General features: G+C 67.1%; 18 protein-coding genes. 5 read left to right on the top strand and 13 right to left on the bottom strand.

The genetic code is table 11. From position 1 onward, the window contains the following. Positions 1-151: 151 nt before the first annotated feature. The gene (locus tag AB4Z37_RS05290) at positions 152-907 is read left to right on the top strand and encodes a class I SAM-dependent methyltransferase (RefSeq protein WP_441515629.1); all 756 of its coding nucleotides are present in this window, start codon (positions 152-154) and stop codon (positions 905-907) included. Positions 908-995: 88 nt separating this feature from the next. On the opposite strand, the gene AB4Z37_RS05285 is transcribed toward AB4Z37_RS05290, so the two are convergent. The 5 genes from AB4Z37_RS05285 to AB4Z37_RS05265 form a co-directional block, all read right to left on the bottom strand. Beyond that, the gene (locus tag AB4Z37_RS05285; protein ID WP_441515628.1) at positions 996-1,724 is read right to left on the bottom strand and encodes a DUF4167 domain-containing protein; all 729 of its coding nucleotides are present in this window, start codon (positions 1,722-1,724) and stop codon (positions 996-998) included. 555 nt (positions 1,725-2,279) lie between these two features. Then, on the bottom strand, positions 2,280-3,155 hold the full coding sequence (gene prmC, locus AB4Z37_RS05280; protein WP_441515780.1) for a peptide chain release factor N(5)-glutamine methyltransferase: 876 nt from the start codon (positions 3,153-3,155) through the stop codon (positions 2,280-2,282). A 26-nt stretch (positions 3,156-3,181) separates the two neighbouring features. Continuing rightward, a complete protein-coding gene (gene prfA, locus AB4Z37_RS05275; RefSeq protein ID WP_441515627.1) occupies positions 3,182-4,261 on the bottom strand; it encodes a peptide chain release factor 1 in 1,080 nt (359 codons plus the stop codon). Positions 4,262-4,294: 33 nt separating this feature from the next. After that, entirely contained in the window at positions 4,295-6,562 is a 2,268-nt protein-coding gene (gene ptsP, locus AB4Z37_RS05270; protein WP_441515626.1) for a phosphoenolpyruvate--protein phosphotransferase, read from the bottom strand. Positions 6,563-6,985: 423 nt separating this feature from the next. Continuing rightward, the gene (locus tag AB4Z37_RS05265) at positions 6,986-8,242 is read right to left on the bottom strand and encodes an aspartate kinase (protein WP_441515625.1); all 1,257 of its coding nucleotides are present in this window, start codon (positions 8,240-8,242) and stop codon (positions 6,986-6,988) included. A gap of 333 nt (positions 8,243-8,575) precedes the next feature. Between AB4Z37_RS05265 and AB4Z37_RS05260 the strand changes: the two genes are divergently transcribed. Continuing rightward, complete coding sequence (locus AB4Z37_RS05260; protein ID WP_441515624.1) at positions 8,576-8,761, top strand: hypothetical protein; 186 nt, start codon at positions 8,576-8,578, stop codon at positions 8,759-8,761. Positions 8,762-8,801: 40 nt separating this feature from the next. Continuing rightward, positions 8,802-9,554, top strand: a complete 753-nt coding sequence (ubiG, locus tag AB4Z37_RS05255; RefSeq protein WP_441515623.1) for a bifunctional 2-polyprenyl-6-hydroxyphenol methylase/3-demethylubiquinol 3-O-methyltransferase UbiG — start codon at positions 8,802-8,804, stop codon at positions 9,552-9,554. Positions 9,555-9,563: 9 nt separating this feature from the next. Here ubiG and AB4Z37_RS05250 read toward each other — a convergent pair whose 3' ends face one another. The 5 genes from AB4Z37_RS05250 to AB4Z37_RS05230 are packed head-to-tail and all read right to left on the bottom strand — an operon-like array spanning position 9,564 to position 12,571. Then, positions 9,564-10,028 (bottom strand): EamA family transporter, encoded by a 465-nt coding sequence (locus AB4Z37_RS05250; RefSeq protein WP_441515622.1) that lies wholly within the window; start codon positions 10,026-10,028, stop codon positions 9,564-9,566. Positions 10,029-10,071: 43 nt separating this feature from the next. Further along, positions 10,072-10,542, bottom strand: coding sequence for a DUF1178 family protein (locus tag AB4Z37_RS05245; RefSeq protein ID WP_441515621.1), 471 nt, complete (start codon positions 10,540-10,542; stop codon positions 10,072-10,074). Beyond that, a complete protein-coding gene (locus tag AB4Z37_RS05240) occupies positions 10,539-11,387 on the bottom strand; it encodes a carbon-nitrogen hydrolase family protein (protein ID WP_441515779.1) in 849 nt (282 codons plus the stop codon). The genes AB4Z37_RS05245 and AB4Z37_RS05240 overlap by 4 nt, the downstream gene beginning before the upstream one ends. Before the next feature lie 50 nt (positions 11,388-11,437). Continuing rightward, positions 11,438-11,728 carry a glutaredoxin 3 gene (grxC, locus tag AB4Z37_RS05235; RefSeq protein ID WP_441515620.1) on the bottom strand — a complete coding sequence of 97 codons (291 nt, stop codon included), beginning with the start codon at positions 11,726-11,728 and terminating at the stop codon, positions 11,438-11,440. A 27-nt stretch (positions 11,729-11,755) separates the two neighbouring features. Further along, positions 11,756-12,571 carry a ComF family protein gene (locus tag AB4Z37_RS05230; RefSeq protein WP_441515619.1) on the bottom strand — a complete coding sequence of 272 codons (816 nt, stop codon included), beginning with the start codon at positions 12,569-12,571 and terminating at the stop codon, positions 11,756-11,758. 147 nt (positions 12,572-12,718) lie between these two features. Between AB4Z37_RS05230 and AB4Z37_RS05225 the strand changes: the two genes are divergently transcribed. Next, the gene (locus tag AB4Z37_RS05225) at positions 12,719-13,594 is read left to right on the top strand and encodes a methyltransferase domain-containing protein (protein WP_441515618.1); all 876 of its coding nucleotides are present in this window, start codon (positions 12,719-12,721) and stop codon (positions 13,592-13,594) included. Between the two features lie 163 nt (positions 13,595-13,757). Here AB4Z37_RS05225 and mutT read toward each other — a convergent pair whose 3' ends face one another. The 3 genes from mutT to AB4Z37_RS05210 form a co-directional block, all read right to left on the bottom strand. Further along, positions 13,758-14,159: an 8-oxo-dGTP diphosphatase MutT gene (gene mutT, locus AB4Z37_RS05220; protein ID WP_441515617.1), complete on the bottom strand. Its 402-nt coding sequence runs from the start codon at positions 14,157-14,159 to the stop codon at positions 13,758-13,760. Next, positions 14,156-15,397: a bifunctional glutamate N-acetyltransferase/amino-acid acetyltransferase ArgJ gene (argJ, locus tag AB4Z37_RS05215; RefSeq protein ID WP_441515616.1), complete on the bottom strand. Its 1,242-nt coding sequence runs from the start codon at positions 15,395-15,397 to the stop codon at positions 14,156-14,158. The genes mutT and argJ overlap by 4 nt, the downstream gene beginning before the upstream one ends. A gap of 200 nt (positions 15,398-15,597) precedes the next feature. Next, entirely contained in the window at positions 15,598-16,533 is a 936-nt protein-coding gene (locus AB4Z37_RS05210; RefSeq protein WP_441515615.1) for a peptidylprolyl isomerase, read from the bottom strand. Between the two features lie 550 nt (positions 16,534-17,083). Here AB4Z37_RS05210 and secA point away from each other — a divergent pair. Beyond that, positions 17,084-19,918: a preprotein translocase subunit SecA gene (gene secA / locus AB4Z37_RS05205; protein WP_441515614.1), complete on the top strand. Its 2,835-nt coding sequence runs from the start codon at positions 17,084-17,086 to the stop codon at positions 19,916-19,918. Positions 19,919-19,939 lie beyond the last annotated feature (21 nt).

Below are 19,939 nucleotides of genomic sequence, written 5' to 3'. Positions count from 1 at the left end.
AGCGCTTGCCGCGAATCATGCGAATTTCGGATTTGGGACACCGGTTTGCGCCAACGCTAGCACAGCCATGCGACGGGTTGAAATCCGCTCCCGCAGCGGACAGGCCCGGTCGTGCTGCACGGCCATGACTGATCATGCTAGGATGGCGGCAATGACGATGGATGTGATCGATCTCCGCAACTTCTATTCGCAGCCGCTCGGCGTGGTGGCGCGGCGCCTGATCAATCGGGGCATCCGCGCCCAGTGGCCCCAGGCCAAGGGGCTGCGGGTGCTGGGCATCGGCTATCCGACGCCGTATCTCGGCCTGTTCCGGGAGGATTCGGAGCGCTGCATCGCCTTCATGCCGGCGGCGCAGGGCGTGCTGAAGTGGCCGACCTCGCGGCCATGTCTCTCGACCCTGGTCGACGAGTTCTCGCTGCCGTTGCCCGATGCGGCCGTTGACCGCATCCTGCTGGTGCATGCGCTGGAGATGTCGGATGATCCCGCCGGGCTGTTGCGCGAGGTCTGGCGCATCCTGGCGCCGTCGGGGCGGATGATGGCGATCATTCCCAATCGCCGCGGCGTCTGGACACGGACCGACAAGACGCCGTTCGGCCATGGCCGGCCCTACTCGCGCAGCCAGATCACGGAGCTGCTGCGCCAGACCTGGTTCACGCCGTCGGCGTGGAGCGAGGCACTGTTCGTGCCGCCGATCGACGGCGGCTGGATCCTGCGGTCGGCGGTGGCCTGGGAGCGGCTCAGTGCTGCGATCTCCTCGCCGTTCGCAGGGGTCCATATCGTCGAGGCGACCAAGCAGGTCTACCGCGCGATTCCGGCGCGGCGGCAGCGCACCCGGCTGATCCCCGCGCTCGACCCGGTGCTGGTGCCGACACCGGCGCCCCGCAGAGACGAAATCGGCGCGCCGTAGGCGAGGTCATCGCCGTCCGGTCGCGCCGCTGTCGTCGTATCAAGTCGTCGTATCACGTCGTCGCACCGCTGCGGCAACGTCAGGGCGATCACTCGCCCGACGAGAAGTCTTCGCTCAGGCTCGGCTGCGCGGCGTTGCGGCCTTCGCCGCGCGGGCCGTGCGGCCGGCGCCGGCGCCGCGGCGGGAAACGGTCGCCGCCCTGGTGGCCGTTGCCCTCATAACCGTTGGTGCCGTTATTCGGCTGCGGCTGGGCCCCGGTAATGAACGACGGCAGGCGATCGACATCGCCGGCGTCACTGTCCTGGTGGGCGGGCTGCGAACGGCCTTCGCGCAGGTTCTGCTCGCGCGGCTGCTCGCGCGAGCCGGGGTCGCGATCACGATGCTGTTCGCGCGGCTGATAGGACTGCTGTGATTCGCGGCTCTGGTAGGACGGTTGTGGCTCGCGCAGGCCGAAGCCCGGTTCGGTGCCGAAATTGGAGAAGCTCTCCTCGTCGTCGCCGTCCTGATCGCTACGCACCTGCTGCTGCGGTTGCGGCTGATTCTGCCGGAACTGCTCCTGGGCGGCGGCGATCAGGCGGAAATAGTGCTCGGCGTGCTGGTAGTAGTTTTCCGCCGCGACAGGGTCGCCGGAACTCTGCGAGTCGCGGGCAAGCTGCAGATATTTTTCGGCGATATGAGCGGCGGTGCCGCGGATTTTGACGTCAGGTCCGTTGGAATCATACACCCGGGTCATCGGGTTCTGGCCGCGGCGGTTGTTATTGTTGCTGTGATTATTCCGGTTCCGCATCCGCTTGTTGTTGTTCTGACCGTTTCTCATGTCGTGCCTTTTCGCCAACCCTGAAGTCTCGATGTCGTAATGGATGCGAAGGACGCGCGCGGCGCCCGACTCATCGCCAGGTTCAATTCCAGCGTGGTGGTTCAGAAGTTCCCTTCGTCAGCGCCGAGGATCCGGGAGGGGTATCGTCGGCCACGGGGGTGTCGGAACAGCATCCCCCGGCAATCATCAAGTGGCGCGCGTTCCGGGTGCGAAACGCGAGATCCATTTCATCCGTCGTGGTCACCACGGACGCGTCCCCCACATGCCGGGCGTCACCTAGGCCGCCGGCTCGATCCGCTGGTCAGGCATGCAACAGGCCCGACATCTCGAAATGAGTGTATAGCCGCAATATCAGGCTTTCGTTCGCTTGGCGATTGCGGGCGGCGCGGCTGCTCCAGCCTTCGCGCTCCATACAACCGGTCTTTTGGAACCTTTCACTCGGTCGGGCTCTCGACAGGGAGAGCTTTAGCCTCCGCAGCGTCTGCGGGGTGGGCTGCCTGGGACCGATGCTGTGTCCGGAACCTAGTCGCTCTCGAGCGATATTCCAAGAGGTTTTTATTGGGAAAAATCAGCTTCCGGGCCCCATTTTCGCCCGATCACGACGCGCGGGAGTCCGGCGAGGTCGGCCCGGACAGGGGCAAGCGCGAGCCCGGCCGCGGCCATCAGGCGGGCGACCGCGTCGCTCTGGTCGTGACCGACCTCGACCAGCAATGCGCCGCCCCCACCAAGCAGCGTCACAGCCTGTGGAATCAGGCTGCGATAGGCATCAAGGCCATCGGCGCCACCGTCGAGTGCGAGAACGGGATCGTGCTCGCGCACGTCGATGTCGAGGCCGGCGATGTCGCCGGTCGGAATGTAGGGCGGGTTGGAGACGATGATGTCGAACGGGCCGTGCAGCGCCTGCGCATAGCTGCACTGAACGAAGCTTGCCCGTTCGGCAAGCCCGAGGCGCCCTGCATTGCCAGCCGCGGTGTGCAGCGCCTCGGTGCTGACGTCGGTGCCGACGCCGCGCGCATCCGGCAATTCCTTCAGCAGCGCCAGCAGGATGGCGCCCGAGCCGGTGCCGAGATCGGCAATTCGCAGTGCGCGGCGCGGTGCGCCCCTCGCGTCGGCGCGCACGATATCGAGTGCCGCTTCCACCAGCGTTTCGGTGTCGGGGCGTGGCACCAAGGTTGCGGCGGACAGCGCCAGCGGCAGGCCCCAGAATTCCTTGATGCCGAGGATGCGTGCCACCGGCTCGCCGGCCATGCGACGCGCGACGAAGCCGGCAAGCTGCCCGGCCTCGATGTCGGTGACCAGTCGCGTCTGCGCGGTGGTCAGTCCGGTGAGGTCGAGAGCGAGCACCGCGCCGATCAGCAGCCGCGCGTCGAGCTCCGGCGTCTCGATGGCGGCCTCCCTGAGGCCGCGCGTCACCTCGCGGCGCGCCGCCATGACGGTCAGGCCGGTGTAGCTGCCGCTCACGCGGCGGCGCCTTCGGCGGCGAGCTGCGCCGCCTGGTGCTCGGTGGTCAGTGCGTCGATCAGCTCGCCGAGCGCCTCGCCGGCGATCACCTGCGGCAGCTTGTAGAGCGTCAGGTTGATGCGGTGGTCGGTGACGCGGCCCTGCGGGAAGTTGTAGGTGCGGATCCGTTCCGAACGATCGCCCGAGCCGACCTTCTCGCGGCGGTCCGCCGAGCGTGCCGCGTCGAGGCGCTGGCGCTCGGCGTCATAGATGCGTGCGCGCAGGATGTTCATGGCGCTGGCGCGATTCTTGTGCTGCGAACGGCTGTCCTGCATCATCACCACGATACCGGTCGGGATATGCGTGATACGGATCGCCGACTCGGTCTTGTTGACGTGCTGGCCGCCAGCGCCGCCGGCGCGCATGGTCTCGATGCGCAGGTCGTCGTTCTTGATGTCGACGTCGATGTCCTCGACCTCGGGCAGCACGGCGACTGTCGCCGCCGAGGTGTGGATGCGGCCCTGTGTCTCGGTGTCGGGCACGCGCTGCACGCGGTGCACGCCGGATTCGAACTTCAGCTTGGCGAAGGCGCCGCGCCCCTGGACCTCGGCGATGATTTCCTTGAAGCCGCCCATGGTGCCTTCGCTGGCGGACATCACCTCCACCTTCCAGCCCTGCAGCGCGGCGAAGCGCTCATACATCCGGTAGAGGTCGCCCGCGAACAACGACGCCTCGTCGCCGCCGGTGCCGGCACGGATTTCCAGCATGACGTTGCGGTCGTCCATGACATCCTTGGGCAGCAGCGCGATGCGGATCGCCTGGGTGAGCTCCTCTCGCCGCGCTTCGAGCTGCGGCCGTTCGCTCTCGGCCATGGTCCGCATCTCGGCATCGGTCGAGGGGTCCGCGATCATGGTGTCGATGTCGGCGAGCTCGCGCACCGCGGCGCGATAGGCCTTCACGGCCTCGACCACCGGCGCGAGTTCGCTGAGTTCGCGGGTGGCGCGGACATAGGTCTCGGAAGAGACCTGGCCGAGCAGTTCGGCTTCGAGCGCGGCGTGGCGCGCGAGCAGGACGTCGAGTTTGGCTTCGGGCAACATGGCGTGTTCGGGGCGCTGGTCCGCGATGGCGGGTTACAGCGGCAGTCCTTCCTTTTCGGCAAATTCCTTGAGCCGGTCGCGGATCGAGACGCTGCCGGCCGGGGCGTCGAGCAGCGGCTTGATCATGGCGGCCGCCTTGCCGACGTCGAGCTCCAGGATCATCGCCTTGACCGGGCCATGGGCGGTGGCCGACAGCGACAGCGAGCGGTAGCCGAGGGCGAGCAGCGCCAGCGCACCGAGCGGCTGCGAGGCCATCTCGCCGCACAGCGATGCCGACTTCCCGGCCGCGGTCGCCTTGGTCACGATGTCGCGCAGCGCGCGCAGCACCGGCGCCGCCAGCGTGTCGAAGCGCTCCGACACTTTCGGGTTGCCGCGGTCGACGGCGTACAGGAACTGGAACAGGTCGTTGGAGCCGACCGAGACGAAGTCGACCCGCTTGAGCAGCTCGTCGAGCTGGTAGAGCAGCGCCGGCACCTCGACCATGGTGCCGATATCGATGCGTTCGGGCAGCGCGTGGCCATGCTGGCGCAGATAGGTCAGCTCGCGTTCGACGATAACCTTGGCCTGGTCGAATTCGGCGACCTCGGAAATCATCGGGAACATGATCTTCAGCGCGCGGCCGCCGCCGGCGCGCAGCAGCGCGCGGATCTGGCCGCGCAGCAGGCCGGGGCGGTCGAGGCCGAGGCGGATCGCGCGCCAGCCCAGCGCCGGATTCTCCTCGGTGATGGTCTCCATGTACGGCAGCGCCTTGTCGCCGCCGATATCGAGGGTGCGGAAGGTCACCGGCTTGCTGCCGGCGGCATCGAGCACGGCGCGGTAGAGCTGCAACTGCTCGCTCGAGCGCGGCAGGCTCTGTCCGACCATGAACTGCAGCTCGGTGCGGAACAGGCCGATGCCCGAGCAGTTGGTGTCCTCGATGTGCGGCAGGTCGATGACGAGGCCAGCGTTGATCATCAGCTCGACCGGCTGGCCGTCCTTGGTCGCCGTCGGCTTGTCGCGCAGGGCGAGGTATTGTGCCTGGCGGCGGGCGCGGAAGCGCACGCGTTCGGCATAGGCCGCCTCGATTTCGGCGGACGGGCGGAAGTAGATCGAGCCGGAGGTGCCGTCGACGATCACCGCATCGCCGGGATCGGCGACGCCGGCGGCGTTCGGCACCTCGCCGACCGCCGGAATGCCGAGCGCGCGGGCGACGATCGCGACATGGGAGTTCGACGTGCCTTCCTCCAGCACGAGGCCGCGCAGCCGCTTGCGGTCGTAGTCGAGCAGCGCCGCCGGGCCCATCGCGCGCGCGATCAGGATGGCGTTGTCGGGCAACTGCTCGCGCGACGGCGCGTGGGTTTGCCCCATCAACTGCCGCATCAGGCGGTGGCCGAGGTCCTCGAGGTCGTGCAGCCGCTCGCGCAGGTAGGGGTCGGTCGAGCGCAGCATGCGTGCGCGGGTGTCGGACTGCACGCGCTCGACGGCGGCTTCAGCGGTGAGGCCCGTGGCGACCGCTTCATGCAGCTTGTGCGACCAGCCGTGGTCGTTGGCGAACATGCGGTAGGCCTCGAGCACGTCGCGGTGCTCGCCGCCCTCGGCCATGTCGCCGCGCTCGAGCAGGCGATCGAGGTCGGAGCGCAGGTTGGCGAGCGCGGTATCGAGCCGTTTGACCTCCTTCTGCAGGTCCTCGGCGATGTAGTTGGTGATGACCACCCGCGGCTCGTGCAGCACGACATGGCCGAGCGCGATGCCGTCGGACAGGATCGAGCCGGCCTTGTGCAGCGAGTGGCGCGCGGCCGGCTCGGCGCCGGGCTGGGCCAGCGCCGACAGCTCGCCCGAGGCGATCATCTCCGCGAGCACCATCGCGGTGGTCTGCAGCGCCTCGACCTCTTCCTCGACATAGGTGCGGTGGGCGCGGTTCTGCACCACCAGCACGCCGAGGGTGTTGCCGGCGCGCAGGATCGGCACGCCGAGGAAGGAGTGGTAGATCTCTTCGCCGGTCTCCGGCCGGTAGGAGAACGCCGGGTGGTTCTGGGCGTTGGAGAGGTTGAGCGGCGTTGCCTCGCTGGCGACAAGGCCGACGAGGCCCTCATGGGCGTTCAGCACGGTCTGGTGGACCGCGTCACGGTTCAGACCTTCGGTGGCGTAGAGCTCGAGGGTGTTGTCGACGCGCAGCACATAGGTGGAGCACACCTCCGCCACCATGTTGGCAGCGATCAGCACCACGATCTTGTCCAGCCGCTCCTGGGCGCTGACCGGCTCGGCCATGACTTCGCGGAGCCGTCTCAACAGGACGCGGGGGCCTCCCAGCGTGCTCCGCATATGCCGACACCTCCGCGTCTCGCAAATCCCGGCGCTCGCCCGAGGCTGCGCGCAGGATCTAACCTTCAGGAATATAACAGCTTTTCACGTGCCCCATCCGATTCGGCCGCGCCGCGGTCGAATCGGAAACCCGCAAACTGTGACACAATTTGCCGCTGCCTATTCCTCAGGCGTATAGCGAAATTGTGTTTGTTTTGCCAAGCAAAACGCCTGCCAGACGCCGGGCATGTGGATGGCTTTCCGGCCGTCCGTGACAGGCCGCCGCGGGCCGTCCAGGCAGGTTCCCAAACGGGCTGGAAAAGGGTGCTGTGCTACCGCGGCCCGGACCGTGCGGACATGCTGCCGAAGCTTCGGGCACGATCTGCCGCGCGCATGGGCGTGGCGCGCGGCATGTCTCCGGGCGACGTCGCCGCCACGGCCGTCTCAGGCCTGGTCGAGCCCATAGAGGGTGTGCAGCGTGCGCACCGCAAGCTCGGTGTAGGCGGCGTCGATCAGCAGCGAGAACTTGATTTCCGAGGTGGTGATCGCGCGGATGTTGATGTTGCGCTCCGACAGCGCCTTGAACGCCTGGGCGGCGACGCCGGCGTGGCTGCGCATGCCGATGCCGATCACCGAGACCTTGGCGACGTCGGTGGCGCTGTCCATCGACTTGTAGCCGATGGTGTCCTTGGCCTTGGAGATGGTCTCCTTGGCGCGAACGTAGTCCGACGCCGGCACCGTGAAGGTGAGGTCGGTGGTCTTGCCGTCCGCGGACACGTTCTGCACGATCATGTCGACGTTGATGTTGGCGTCCGCCAGCGGCACGAAGATCGCGGCGGCAACGCCGGGCTTGTCCTCGATGTGGCGCACGGAGATTTGGGCCTCGTCCTTGGAAAAGGCGATGCCGGTGACGACTTCGGATTCCACGATCTCCTCCTCGCCGCAGATCAGGGTGCCCGGCGGCTGGTTGGCATTGGGGTCGATATCTTCTGGCTTGTCGAAGCTGGAGCGCACGAACACGCGCACATTGTGCACCATGCCGAGCTCCACGGAACGCACCTGGAGCACCTTGGCGCCCTGGGACGCCAGCTCCAGCATTTCCTCGAACGCCACCTTGTCGAGGCGGCGCGCCTTCGGCACCACGCGCGGATCGGTGGTGTAGACGCCGTCGACGTCGGTGTAGATGTCGCAGCGGTCGGCGTGGATGGCGGCGGCGATCGCCACCGCCGACGTGTCCGAGCCGCCGCGGCCGAGCGTGGTGATGCGGCCGGTTTCCTCGTGAATGCCCTGGAAGCCGGCAATGACAGCCACCTCCTTGCGTTCCCTGAAGCGCTTGATCAGCTCGTCGCCGTCGATGCCGAGGATGCGGGCGGAGGCATGGGCGTCGCTGGTCTTGATCGGAATCTGCCAGCCCTGCCAGGAGCGCGCCTGGATGCCGAGCGCCTGCAGCGCGATCGCCAGCAGGCCCGAGGTCACCTGCTCGCCGGACGCCACCACGGCATCGTACTCGCGCGCGTCGTGCAGGGCCGAGGCCTCGGTCGCCCAGGCGACCAGCTCGTTGGTCTTGCCGGACATCGCCGACACCACCACGGCGACCTCATGCCCGGCGTCGACCTCGCGTTTGACATGCCGCGCCACGTTGCGGATGCGTTCGATGTTGGCGACCGAAGTGCCGCCGAATTTCATGACGAGCCGGGCCATGCGGGTGGCGCAGTCCTTCTGGGCAACACGTCGGGTGCGGGTTGCGGGTTTATCTAACGGTCTGAACCGGCGCGTAAAAAGGAAGGGCGCGCGCCAGCCAAAACGCGCGTATACATAACGCCGCGATTTCGGGCAAGCCATCGGGCGGCCAAAGGGGGCGGGGGCAGGGACGGGGTGCGGCATCGACCAGGCCCCGGTCCTGACCGGATCGTGGCGCCGGCCGCCTTGCACTGGACCGTGCGGACTGGTTCCGGCCGCTGGGCTGCCGAGGCGGATGTCATCACGCCGTGGGTTGTCCACAAGGCGGGATTCATCTAGCGCTCTGCCTTCGAGATGAATCTGGACAGGGCGGGAAACGTCGATGCCGATCAAGCTGCCTGCGGACGGATTTCCGGTTGCGGCGACGTCACCATCTTGGGTGTGGGCGAGCGCCGGAAAACCATCGCGATGATTGCCTCGCCGCTGCAATTCCGCAATCATATCACCGTGCGCCGGCCTGCTTCGCCAGCGTACCGATGACCTCATCAAACTGTTACCGAACTCGAACTGTTACTGAACAATGGCCGCCAGCACCTCATCTCCATCCTCGACCGTCGATCCCGCGGAAGTCGCGAAATTCTCGCGGCTGTCCGAAGAGTGGTGGGATCCGAAGGGCAAGATGGCGCCGCTGCACAAGATCAATCCGCTGCGGCTTGGCTTCATTCGCGATGCGGCCTGCCGCAAGTTCGAGCGCAATGTGCGCAGCCTGAGCTGCCTGTCGGGGCTGCGCATCCTCGACATCGGCTGCGGCGCCGGGCTGCTGTGCGAGCCGTTTTCCCGGCTCGGCGCGCAGGTCATCGGTATCGATCCGTCGGAGACCAACATCGCGGCCGCCAAGCTTCATGCCACCCGCTCCAACCTGCTGATCGACTACCGTTGCATGATGGTCGAGGAGATCGATCCGCGTGAGCGCTTCGACGTGGTGCTGGCGATGGAGGTGATCGAGCACGTCACCGATGTCGGCGCATTTCTCGACCGCTGCGCGGCGCTGATGAAGCCGTCGGGCCTGATGGTGGTGTCGACGCTGAACCGCAATTGGAAGAGTTTTGCCCTCGCCATCGTCGGTGCGGAGTATGTGCTGCGCTGGCTGCCGCGCGGCACCCATGAGTGGGGCAAGTTCGTCACCCCGGACGAGCTGACCCAGCATCTCGAGCGCAACCGTCTGATGGTCACCGAGCAGTCCGGCGTGGTGTTCAGTCCGTTCGCGGACAAATGGAGCCTGTCGTCGGATATGGACGTCAACTACATGGTGGTGGCGGAAGCCGCAGGCTAAGTCGCGGCGTCAGCGCTTCACCGCCAGCAGCACGGCACCTGCCGAGATCAGAGCGATGCCGGCCCAGCCGGTCGCCGACGGCCGTTCGCCGAGAAACACGAAAGCGAACAGCGCCACCAGCACCACGCTCAGCTTGTCGATCGGCGCGACCAGTGTCGCGGGACCGAGCTTGAGTGCACGGAAATAGCACAGCCACGACGCGCCGGTGGCGAGCCCCGACAGCACCAGGAAGGTCCAGGTCTTGCCGGTGATCGCGCCCGGTGACTGGAACTGGCCGGTCGTGGCCAGCAGCAGCGCGAAGCTTGCCAGCACGACGCATGTACGGATGAAGGTAGCAAGATCGGGATTGATGTTCTCGACGCCGACCTTGGCGAAGATCGCGGTCAGTGCGGCGAACGACGCCGACAGCAGCGCCCATACTTGCCAAGATCCCTGCCAGGATCCCTGCCAAGACGACCAAGCATCGGAAGCCATCGTATCGTCCTTGGCATCAAGCGGGAGGAGACGGATCGTGCGGTCAGTTGCGGTCGTCGGGCAGCACGGGCAGCGGCGCCACCTCGATGCCCTCGTCGACCAGCGCGCGAGCTTCATCAATGGTCGCCTCGCCGTAGATCGGGCGGTGCTCGATATCGCCATAGTGCATCTTGCGGGCTTCCGTCGGGAAGCTGTCGCCGACATTGTCGGCCCGGCTGACGATATGGTCGCGCAGCTCCTTGAGCTTGGCGCGCAGCTCGAGCTCCTGCGCCGACACCAGCGGCACCGCTTCCGCGGGCACCGGCGTTTCCGCTGCGGCGGGGCGCGCCGCGGCCGCTTTGGCGTTGCTCTTGCGCGGCAGCTGCGGCGCCATCAGGGCCTTTTCCACCTCGGTGGAGTCGCAGGCCGGACAAGCGACGAGCTTGCGCTTGCGCTGGCTGTCATAGGCCGCCGAATCCTGGAACCAGCTTTCGAAGCTGTGGCCCTTGTCGCAGTGGAGCGCGTAGCGGATCATGCCTTGCTCCGCACGAGCTGCAGATGGCCGGGACCGCCATGCAGGTCGGCGACGCCGAAGCGGCGCCCATGCTGCAGCGAGGGAATGCTCTTGCGCACGCTCTCGACCTTCGCGGGGTCGATCTTCGCCAGGACCACGCCGGGCTCGGTGTCGCCTTCCGCCAGGATCGTGCCCCACGGGTCGACGATCAGTGAATGGCCGAAGGTCTCGCGGCCGTTCTCGTGCTTGCCGCCCTGGGCGGCGGCGAAAATGTAGCAGCCGGTCTCGATCGCCCGCGCGCGCATCAGCACATGCCAGTGCGCCTCGCCGGTCTTGCGGGTGAACGCCGACGGGATGCTGATGAACGAGGAGCCGGCTTCCGCCAGCGCGCGGTACAGCGCGGGGAAGCGCAGGTCGTAGCAGATCGACAGGCCGAGCCGGCCCCACGGCAGGTCGGCGACCGCGGCGACCTCGCCGGGCTGATAGTTGGCCGATTCGCGGTAGGTCTCGCCGTTGCCGAGATCGACGTCGAACATATGGATCTTGTCGTAGCGCGCGACGATGTCGCCGCTGCGATCGATCAGGAACGAACGGTTGGCGGCGCGCTCGGCCGTGGCCCGCACCGCCAGCGATCCGACATGCACGAAAATCTTGAGTTCGCGCGCCAGCTCGCGATAGCCGGCGAGCGAGCGATCGTTCTCTTCGTCCTGCAGCAGCGTGAACAGCGCATGGCGGTTCTCCTGCATCAGGTTGCTCATCTCCGGCGTCTGCACGTAATCGGCGCCGTCGGCCGTGGCCTTGCGGATCAGCGTGGCCGCCTGCTCGAAGCTCTGCTCCGGCGACAGCGAGGTGCGCATCTGGATCATCGCCGCGGTGAACGGCGTGGGTGCCTCGCGCTCGACGGGCGCCGCGGCGCTCACGACACCGCCTCCCCGCCGGCGAGCAGCGGGTCGAGTTTGCCGGCCTGGTCGAGCGCGTAGAGATCGTCGCAGCCGCCGACATGGGCGTCGTTGATGAAGATCTGCGGCACGGTGGTGCGGCCGTTGGCGCGCGCCACCATGGCCTGGCGCAGCGCGCGGTCGGTCGCCACGTCGATCTCCTTGAAGGCGACGTTCTTGCGCGCCAGCAGTGACTTGGCGGCGCGGCAATAGCCACAGGTCGATGTGGTGTAGATTTCCACGGCAGCGGTCACGGGAGCGGACGTCATCGGGGCCTCGTCATATACCTGTTGCAATTATATGGGGGTTTTGAAGCTGTCCACAACCCGCGCAAACACCAGCACGTCGACCTGGCGGGCCTTGGCGCGCAGCAGCGCCCGTGCGCAGGCGTCGACAGTGGCGCCGGACGTCAGGACGTCGTCCACCAGCACCACATGCCGGCCTGCAATCGCGCTGCGCCGGTGCGGGGGCACCTGGAAGGCGCCCTGGACATTGTCGGATCGCTCGGAGCGGGTAAGGCCAACCTGCTGCCGCGTCGCCTTGACGCGGCGAAGCGCGTCGCTGGCGACCGGCAGGCCGGCCTGCGTCGCCACCACGCGCGCGAGCAGCCCCGACTGGTTGAAGCGTCGGCTCCAGGCACGCCGCCAGTGCAACGGTACCGGAACCATGACCTCGGCGTCGTCGAGCAGCTCACGGCCTGCGCGCGCCATCCAGCGTCCCATCACCGGGGCGAGGTCGCTGCGGTCCTGATATTTGAGCCCATGGACCAGGGCCTTGGCGGTATCGTCATAGCGCACCGCGGCGCGGGCGCGTTCATAGGCCGGCGGCGCGGCAATCGCTTCCATCGACAGCAGGCCGGGGCCGGGATCGTAGACAAAGGGAATGCCGAGGCGCGGACAGCAGGGCGGCGCGATGAACGACAGCTGCGCCCAGCAGGCGGCGCAGACACCTTCGCCGGCCACCGGTTCGCGGCAGGCGACGCACAGGGTCGGCAGAGCCACGTCGAGGGTCAGCCGTGCCGCGCCCGCGAGCATGGATCGCGCCGCGTTCAGGCATGTGCCGAGCAGGCCCTGTCCGGAGGCAAGGCCCTGGGCGGGTGTGGCGTGATCCATCGTGGGGCCCATGACGGCAAAAGGCTATCGCCTGCATGGCAGGTTCTCAAGGCGCGACTGCGTGATGGCATGTTTTGCTGCGGCACGGGTCGCGTGAAGGTGCTACAGCGATGCGATGTCCGTTGATCGAGAAGGATTTCGTCAGTCATGGCCGACAGGCCCGTTCCCGCGAGCAGCCAAGCCGGATCGAGCGCGTCCGCGCCGGTGCTGTTCGATCATGCGCTGCTGCAGGCGCGCCAGCGCCGCGCCGCGCGTCTTGGCCCGGCGACTTTCCTGCTCGACCGCGTTGCAGAGGATGCGATGGAGCGCCTTGGTGCGGTGCTGCGCAGCTTCGCCGCGGTCGCCGATCTCGGCTCGCCCGGCGAGGTGATGTCGGAGGCGCTACGCGTGCGCTTCGGCGCGGCGACGCGTGTCGACGTCTTCGCGGGCGCGCGCGAGGATCTCGCGCTGGCGCTGCAGTCGCTCGACCTCGTGGTGTCGGTGCTGGCGTTGCAGTTCGCCAACGACCTGCCGGGTGTTTTGGCGCAGCTGCGCCGTGCGCTCAAGCCTGACGGGCTTTTGCTCGCGGCGCTGCTTGGTGGCGACACGCTGACGGAGCTGCGCCAGGCGTTCGCCGCGGCAGAGACCGAAATTGAGGGCGGCCTGTCGCCGCGCGTCGCGCCGTTCGCCGATCTGCGCGATCTCGGCGCGCTGCTGCAGCGTGCCGGCTTCGCGTTGCCGGTCGCCGACGTCGATCGCATCGTGGTGCGTTACGACAATGCTTTCGCGCTGATGCAGGATCTGCGGCGGATGGGCGCCACCAACGTGCTGCGTGAGCGCCGCCGCACGCCGCTGCGCCGCGCCACGCTGCTGCGCATGGCGCAGATCTATGGCGAGCGGTTCGCCGATGCCGACGGCCGCATCCGCGCGACCTTCGACGTGGTCTGGCTGTCCGGCTGGGCCCCGCACCAAAGCCAGCAGCAGCCCCTGAAACCCGGATCGGCCAAGCACAGTCTTGCGGAAGCCGTGAAACGGCGGGAGTAGACGCTGCCGCTAGAAGAATTTCGTTCCGTCATTCCGGGGCGTCGCCAACTCGTCCGCGCACCGCGCGGCCCGATGACAGGCTCCGCGACGAACCCGGAATCTCGAAGCTTAGAGATAGCCGCCGCGCGGCTTGCGGAATCACGGCGAGGTTGCAGCTCGGCCGTTACAGCAGCAGTCCCGTCAGATGCGGGATCAGCGGCAGGTCGGCCGGCGGCATCGGGTAGTCGCGCAGCTTGTTGGCGCGGACCCAGGCGAGGCTCTGTCCTTCGCGCGCCGCCGGAGTGCCTTCCCAGCGCCGGCAGATGTACAGTGGCATCAGCAGGTGAAAGTCGTCATAGCCGTGGCTGGCAAAGGTCAGCGGCGCGAGGCAGGCCTCGCGCACGGTGATGCCGAGCTCCTCGTGCAGCTCGCGGATCAGCGCCTGCTCGGGTCGCTCACCCGGATCGAGCTTGCCGCCGGGAAACTCCCAGAGACCGGCGAGCGACTTGCCCTCCGGACGCTGGGCGATCAGCACGCGGTTGTCGGTGTCGACAAGCGCGCAGGCGACCACGAGGGTGAGCTTCACGAGCGGTAGTCGCCGTTGATGGCGACGTATTCCTTGGTGAGGTCGCAGGTCAGCACGCGGTCGCGGCCCTTGCCGAGGCCGAGCGCGACCTTGATCTGGATCTCGGGCCTGGTCATCGCTTCCGACACCTTCTCCTCGTTGTACGAAGGATCGCGCGCGCCCTTGTGGGCGACGCGGATGCCGTTGAACGAGATCGACAGCTTGTCGCGGTCCGCCGGCTCGCCGGCCTTGCCGACGGCCATGACGACGCGGCCCCAGTTGGCGTCCTCGCCGGCGATCGCGGTCTTCACCAGCGGCGAATTGGCGATCGACATGGCGATGCGGCGGGCGGAGGGCTGCGATACCGCGCCCTCGACCACGATCTCAACCAGCTTGCGGGCGCCTTCGCCGTCGCGCGCCACCTGCTCGGCAAGGTCGGCGAGCACGGTATGCAGCGCCTTGGTGAAGCCCTTGAGACGTGGATCGGACGCGCGGCTGATCTTCGGTGCGCCGTGCTCGGCGGCCGCTCCGGTGGCGAAGGCGAGCAGGGTGTCCGAGGTCGAGGTGTCGCCGTCGATGGTCACGGCGTTGAAGGTGTCGGCGACGCCGGCCTTGAGCAGCGCCTGCAGCGCGGGCGCGGCGATCGGCGCGTCGGTGAACACGAACGACAGCATCGTCGCCATGTCCGGCGCGATCATGCCGGCGCCCTTGGCGACACCGTTGATGGTCACGGTCGCCTTGCCGAGCTTGACGCGGGCGGTGGCGACCTTCGGGAAGGTGTCGGTGGTCATGATCGCCCGGGCGGCGTCATTCCACCCGGTCGGCACGGCGGTTTCGACGAGGGTGTCCATCACGCCGTTGAACTTGGTGGCGTCGAGCGGCTCACCGATCACGCCGGTGGAGGCGAGGAAGATTTCGTCCGCCTTGCAGCCGATCGCCTTCGCCGCGATCGTCGCGGTCAGCGCGGTGGACTGGCGGCCGGTCTTGCCGGTGAAGGCATTGGCGTTGCCGGAGTTGACCACCAGCGCCCGGGCGGTCTTGCCCTTGAGGCGGGTGCGGCACCATTCCACGGGAGCGGACGGGCACTTCGACGTCGTGAACACGCCGGCCACCGTGGTGCCCGGATCGAGCAGCGCCAGCAGCACGTCGGTCCGTCCCTTGTAGCGGATGCCGGCAGCGGCGGTCGCGAGACGGACGCCGGCGAGTTCCGGCAGCTCGGGCACGTTGGTCGGGGCGAGGGGGGAGACAGACGTGGACATGGCAGCTTCCGCGATGATGGGCTGATGAGGGGCGCGAGTCGACAGCTGCGGTATTTAGCCGTGATGCTGCCGTTTGTCGCGGGGCTTTTGCCGCGGTTGTTCGGCGCGCGAAGCAGTCTTTCGGCTGTCATCTTTTCGAAATGAAACGGCCGGGGCGTGGTGCGCCCCGGCCGTTTTGGTCGGTCGATGACGAACGATCGTTACTTCTTCTTCGCCGGCTCGGCAGGCTTGGTGTCGGCCTTGGTGTCCGGCTTGGCGGCATCCGGCTTGGCGTCACCCTTGTCGTTCGCGGCCTGGTCGAGGCGCTCGATCTTGGCGCTGTCATGCAGCTTGGTGACGTATTCGGCCTGGGCGCGGCGGGTGACGTAGGTTTCGATCTGGCCCTTGACCTGGTCGAATTCCGGCGGCTTGCGGTTGCGCTTTTCCTCGACCTTGATGACATGCCAGCCGAACTGCGACTTCACCGGGTCGGAGATCTTGCCGGGCTCGAGCGCGAAGGCGGCGGCGGAGAACTCCGGCACCATCTGGTCCTTGGTGAAGAAGCCGAGGTCGCCGCCGTCGGAGGCGCCGGGATCCTTCGACTTCTTCTTCGCCAGCTCGGCGAAGTCGGCGCCCTTCTTGAGCTCCTCGATCACCTGCTTGGCTTCATCCTCGGTCTCGACCAGGATGTGGCGGGCACGCACTTCCTGTTCGGCGGCAATCTGCTTGGCCGCGTCGTCATAGACCTTGCGCATGGCCTCGTTGGTGGTGGCGGCCTTGCCTTCCGTCGCCAGCAGGCTGTCCATCAGCAGCCGGTCCTTGGCGAACCCCAGGCGCTTTTTGAAGTCGTCGCGATCCTGGACCTTCTTCTCTTCGGCGGCCTTGGCCGCGATCTTCATATCGATCAGGAACTTGATGATGTTCTCGCGCTTGGTGGCGGGATCCATCTGGGCGAGGCTGGGCGCCAGTTCCTCCTCAGCGACGGCGATGTCGCTTTCGCGGATCTCGCTGCCATTCACCTTGGCGATGACCGGATTGGAGTCCTGGGCGCGGGCCGGCAGGCCGGTCAGCAGCGCCACGGAGAGACACCCTGTCGCGGCCGCTGCAAGCAGGCCGATGCGCAGGACAGTCATCGTTCGGGACGGGGCAGCGATCATGGAAAATCCTTAATTTGTCAAAGTCGCGCGAGGCAGCGTCGCGCGGCGGCGGACACTCGCCCAATCACATGCGGTTGGCAACCTCCTCGTGTCCGAAAAGCAGTGCTCGCAGGACCTCGCCGCCTCCACGGATCAAGGCCGATTGCGACACGGGCACGCGCAGGCGGTCAACAGCGATGCGCTGGATGGCCGAACCTCCCAGTCGGCGCTGCGGCAAGGTACGGGAGGCGGGCCAAAAGCCATCTCACAAACCCGACAAAATCATGAAATTCCTGAAATGCTTGCGCCGTTGACAAGGCTCGAACCCCCTCATATCTCTGCCCCGCCAAGGTCTTTAGGTGGCCTTTAGATCGTGGTGCGTATATGGTCGCGCCAGCGCCGACGAACCTCGGACCGTGTTTCCCGCACTCATGCGCAAGGGATTGCCCGGACACGAGATTTTCGGCTGCGGCACACCCCTCACGAGCACACTTGCTGGGCCTTTCGGCCCTCTCTCGACTGGCCAGATGTCGCGGCTGCGACGGCCGGCTTGCAAACGACAGGAATGGCTATGATCGGCGCGATTGCCCGCAAGTTCTTCGGTTCAGCCAACGAGCGGCGGATCCGGGCCTACCAGCCGCGGGTGGCCGCCATCAACGCGCTGGAGCCGGAGCTGGTCAAGCTGACCGATGAGCAGCTGCGGGCGCGCACCGCCGAGTTCCGCAAGCAGCTCGCCGACGGCAAGACGCTCGACGACCTGCTGGTGCCGGCCTTCGCCACCGTGCGCGAGGCGGCCAAGCGCGCGCTCGGCCAGCGCCATTTCGACGTCCAGCTGATCGGCGGCATGGTGCTGCACGAGGGCGACATCGCCGAGATGAAGACCGGCGAAGGCAAGACGCTGGTCGCGACCCTCGCGGTCTACCTCAATGCGCTCGCCGGCAAGGGCGTGCATGTGGTGACCGTCAACGACTACCTCGCCAAGCGCGACGCCGACTGGATGGGCCAGGTCTACGGCTTCCTCGGCCTCACCACCGGCATCATCGTTCACGGCCTCGACGACGAACAGCGCAAGCAGTCCTACGCCTGCGACATCACCTACGGCACCAACAACGAGTACGGCTTCGACTACCTTCGCGACAACATGAAGTACCGCCTCGAGGACATGGTCCAGCGCGGGCACTTCTTCGCCATCGTCGACGAGGTCGACTCCATCCTGATCGACGAAGCCCGCACCCCGCTGATCATCTCCGGTCCGCTCGACGACCGTTCGGATTTCTACAACACCATCGACACCTTCCTCCCGCGGCTCGACAAGTCCGACTACGAGGTCGACGAGAAGCAGCGCACCGTGACGCTGACCGAAGCGGGCATGGAGAAGATCGAGACGCTGCTGCGCGACGCCGGCCAACTCAAGGGCGACTCGCTGTACGACGTCGAGAACGTCTCCGTCGTGCATCACATCAACCAGGCGCTACGCGCCCACTCGCTGTTCACCCGCGACAAGGATTACATCGTCCGGGACGGCGAGGTGGTGATCATCGACGAGTTCACCGGCCGCATGATGCCGGGCCGCCGCTATTCGGAGGGCCTGCACCAGGCGCTCGAAGCGAAGGAGCATGTCCAGGTTCAGCCCGAGAACCAGACGCTGGCCTCGATCACCTTCCAGAACTACTTCCGGATGTACGACAAGCTCGCCGGCATGACCGGCACCGCGGCGACCGAAGCCGACGAGTTCTTCGACATCTACAAGCTCGAGGTCCGCGAGATCCCGACCAACGTCACCGTCAAGCGCCTCGACGAGGACGATGAGGTCTACCGCACCGGCAACGAGAAGCACGCTGCGATCCTCAGTGAGATCGAGCGCGCCAATGCGCGCATGCAGCCGGTGCTGGTCGGCACCGCGTCGATCGAGAAGTCCGAGGTGCTCGCCGACTTCCTCAAGGAGAACGGCTACAAGCAGATCGACTTCGGCAACCCGAAGGCGCTGGAGAAGCTCTACGCCGCCGCCCGCGCCGGCAAGCCGGCGAAGCTGTTCGCGGTGCTCAACGCGCGCTTCCACGAGCAGGAAGCCTACATCGTGGCGGAAGCCGGCGTGCCCGGCGCCATCACCATCGCCACCAACATGGCCGGCCGCGGCACCGACATCAAGCTCGGCGGCTCGCTCGAAATGCGCGTCGCCCAGGAAACCGCCGGGATCACCGACGAGGCCGAGAAGCAGGCGCGTATCGCGCAGATCAAGGCCGACATCGAGCGCTTCCGCGACATCGTGCTGAAGGCCGAGGAAGTCGTCGAGATCGAGCCGGCCAAGGGCAATCGCCCGGCCCGGACCGTGACCAAGCCGGGCGGCCTCTACATCATGGGCTCCGAGCGCCACGAGTCACGCCGCATCGACAACCAGCTGCGCGGCCGCTCCGGCCGCCAGGGCGACCCCGGCCGTTCCAAGTTCTTCCTGTCGCTGGACGACGACCTGATGCGCATCTTCGGGTCGGACCGGCTCGACAGCATGTTGACCCGCCTTGGCCTCAAGGACGGCGAGGCGATCATCCATCCCTGGATCAACAAGGCGCTGGAGAAGGCGCAGCAGAAGGTCGAGGCGCGCAACTTCGACATCCGCAAGAACCTGCTCAAGTTCGACAACGTCCAGAACGACCAGCGCAAGGTCATCTTCGACCAGCGCATCGATCTGATGAAGGACGACAACGTCGCCGAGACCGTCGCCGACATGCGCCATGTCGTGGTCGAGGACCTCGTCGCCAAGCACGTGCCCGAGCATGCCTATGCCGAGCAGTGGGACGTCGTCGGCCTCAAGGACGAGCTGCAGCGCGTGCTGGCGCTCGATCTGCCGGTCGACGCATGGGCCAAGGAAGAGGGCATCGCCAACGAGGAGCTGCTGTCGCGCATCATCAAGCACGTCGACGAGCACATGGCGGCCAAGGTGGCGCAGTGGGGCCCGGAGGTGATGCGCTATGTCGAGAAGTCGCTGCTGCTGCAGACGCTCGACCACCTGTGGCGCGAGCATCTCGTGATGCTCGACCACCTGCGCCAGGTCATCGGCCTGCGCGGCTATGGCCAGCGCGATCCGCTGCAGGAGTACAAGGCCGAGGCGTTCAACCTGTTCGAGGCACTGATCGGGCGGCTGCGCGAGGCGGTCACCGCCCAGCTGATGCGGGTCGAGATCGTGCCGCCGGAGAGCGAGCAGCCGCAGCTGCCGCAGATGGAGGCACACCATGCCGATCCCATCACCGGCGAGGACACCATGGCGTTCGCCAGCGCCGCGCTGGCGCCGGTCGCCGCTGAAGCGCGCGATCCCGCCAATCCCGCCACCTGGGGCAAGGTTGGCCGCAACGAAGATTGCCCGTGCGGCTCCGGCAAGAAGTACAAGCACTGCCACGGCCGCTACGTCTAAGCGGCCGTCCGGCCTTCAGGA

The sequence above is a fragment of the Bradyrhizobium sp. 2TAF24 genome, from assembly GCF_052115025.1.
In the GTDB taxonomy this organism is placed as follows: domain Bacteria; phylum Pseudomonadota; class Alphaproteobacteria; order Rhizobiales; family Xanthobacteraceae; genus Bradyrhizobium_A.
This window is presented reverse-complemented; position numbering and strand designations above follow the sequence as displayed.

What these genes read in the sequence shown, in the direction of transcription:
- AB4Z37_RS05285 (WP_441515628.1), bottom strand. Translation starts at nt 1,724, where the DNA reads ATGAGAAACGGTCAGAACAACAACAAGCGGATGCGGAACCGGAATAAT.
- prmC (WP_441515780.1), bottom strand. Translation starts at nt 3,155, where the DNA reads ATGGCGGCGCGCCGCGAGGTGACGCGCGGCCTCAGGGAGGCCGCCATC.
- AB4Z37_RS05230 (WP_441515619.1), bottom strand. Translation starts at nt 12,571, where the DNA reads ATGGATCACGCCACACCCGCCCAGGGCCTTGCCTCCGGACAGGGCCTG.
- ptsP (WP_441515626.1), bottom strand. Translation starts at nt 6,562, where the DNA reads ATGCGGAGCACGCTGGGAGGCCCCCGCGTCCTGTTGAGACGGCTCCGC.
- AB4Z37_RS05250 (WP_441515622.1), bottom strand. Translation starts at nt 10,028, where the DNA reads ATGGCTTCCGATGCTTGGTCGTCTTGGCAGGGATCCTGGCAGGGATCT.
- secA (WP_441515614.1), top strand. Translation starts at nt 17,084, where the DNA reads ATGATCGGCGCGATTGCCCGCAAGTTCTTCGGTTCAGCCAACGAGCGG.
- ubiG (WP_441515623.1), top strand. Translation starts at nt 8,802, where the DNA reads ATGGCCGCCAGCACCTCATCTCCATCCTCGACCGTCGATCCCGCGGAA.
- prfA (WP_441515627.1), bottom strand. Translation starts at nt 4,261, where the DNA reads ATGTTGCCCGAAGCCAAACTCGACGTCCTGCTCGCGCGCCACGCCGCG.
- AB4Z37_RS05290 (WP_441515629.1), top strand. Translation starts at nt 152, where the DNA reads ATGACGATGGATGTGATCGATCTCCGCAACTTCTATTCGCAGCCGCTC.
- AB4Z37_RS05260 (WP_441515624.1), top strand. Translation starts at nt 8,576, where the DNA reads ATGAATCTGGACAGGGCGGGAAACGTCGATGCCGATCAAGCTGCCTGC.
- AB4Z37_RS05265 (WP_441515625.1), bottom strand. Translation starts at nt 8,242, where the DNA reads ATGGCCCGGCTCGTCATGAAATTCGGCGGCACTTCGGTCGCCAACATC.
- AB4Z37_RS05245 (WP_441515621.1), bottom strand. Translation starts at nt 10,542, where the DNA reads ATGATCCGCTACGCGCTCCACTGCGACAAGGGCCACAGCTTCGAAAGC.
- argJ (WP_441515616.1), bottom strand. Translation starts at nt 15,397, where the DNA reads ATGTCCACGTCTGTCTCCCCCCTCGCCCCGACCAACGTGCCCGAGCTG.
- AB4Z37_RS05210 (WP_441515615.1), bottom strand. Translation starts at nt 16,533, where the DNA reads ATGATCGCTGCCCCGTCCCGAACGATGACTGTCCTGCGCATCGGCCTG.
- AB4Z37_RS05225 (WP_441515618.1), top strand. Translation starts at nt 12,719, where the DNA reads ATGGCCGACAGGCCCGTTCCCGCGAGCAGCCAAGCCGGATCGAGCGCG.
- AB4Z37_RS05240 (WP_441515779.1), bottom strand. Translation starts at nt 11,387, where the DNA reads ATGATCCAGATGCGCACCTCGCTGTCGCCGGAGCAGAGCTTCGAGCAG.
- grxC (WP_441515620.1), bottom strand. Translation starts at nt 11,728, where the DNA reads ATGACGTCCGCTCCCGTGACCGCTGCCGTGGAAATCTACACCACATCG.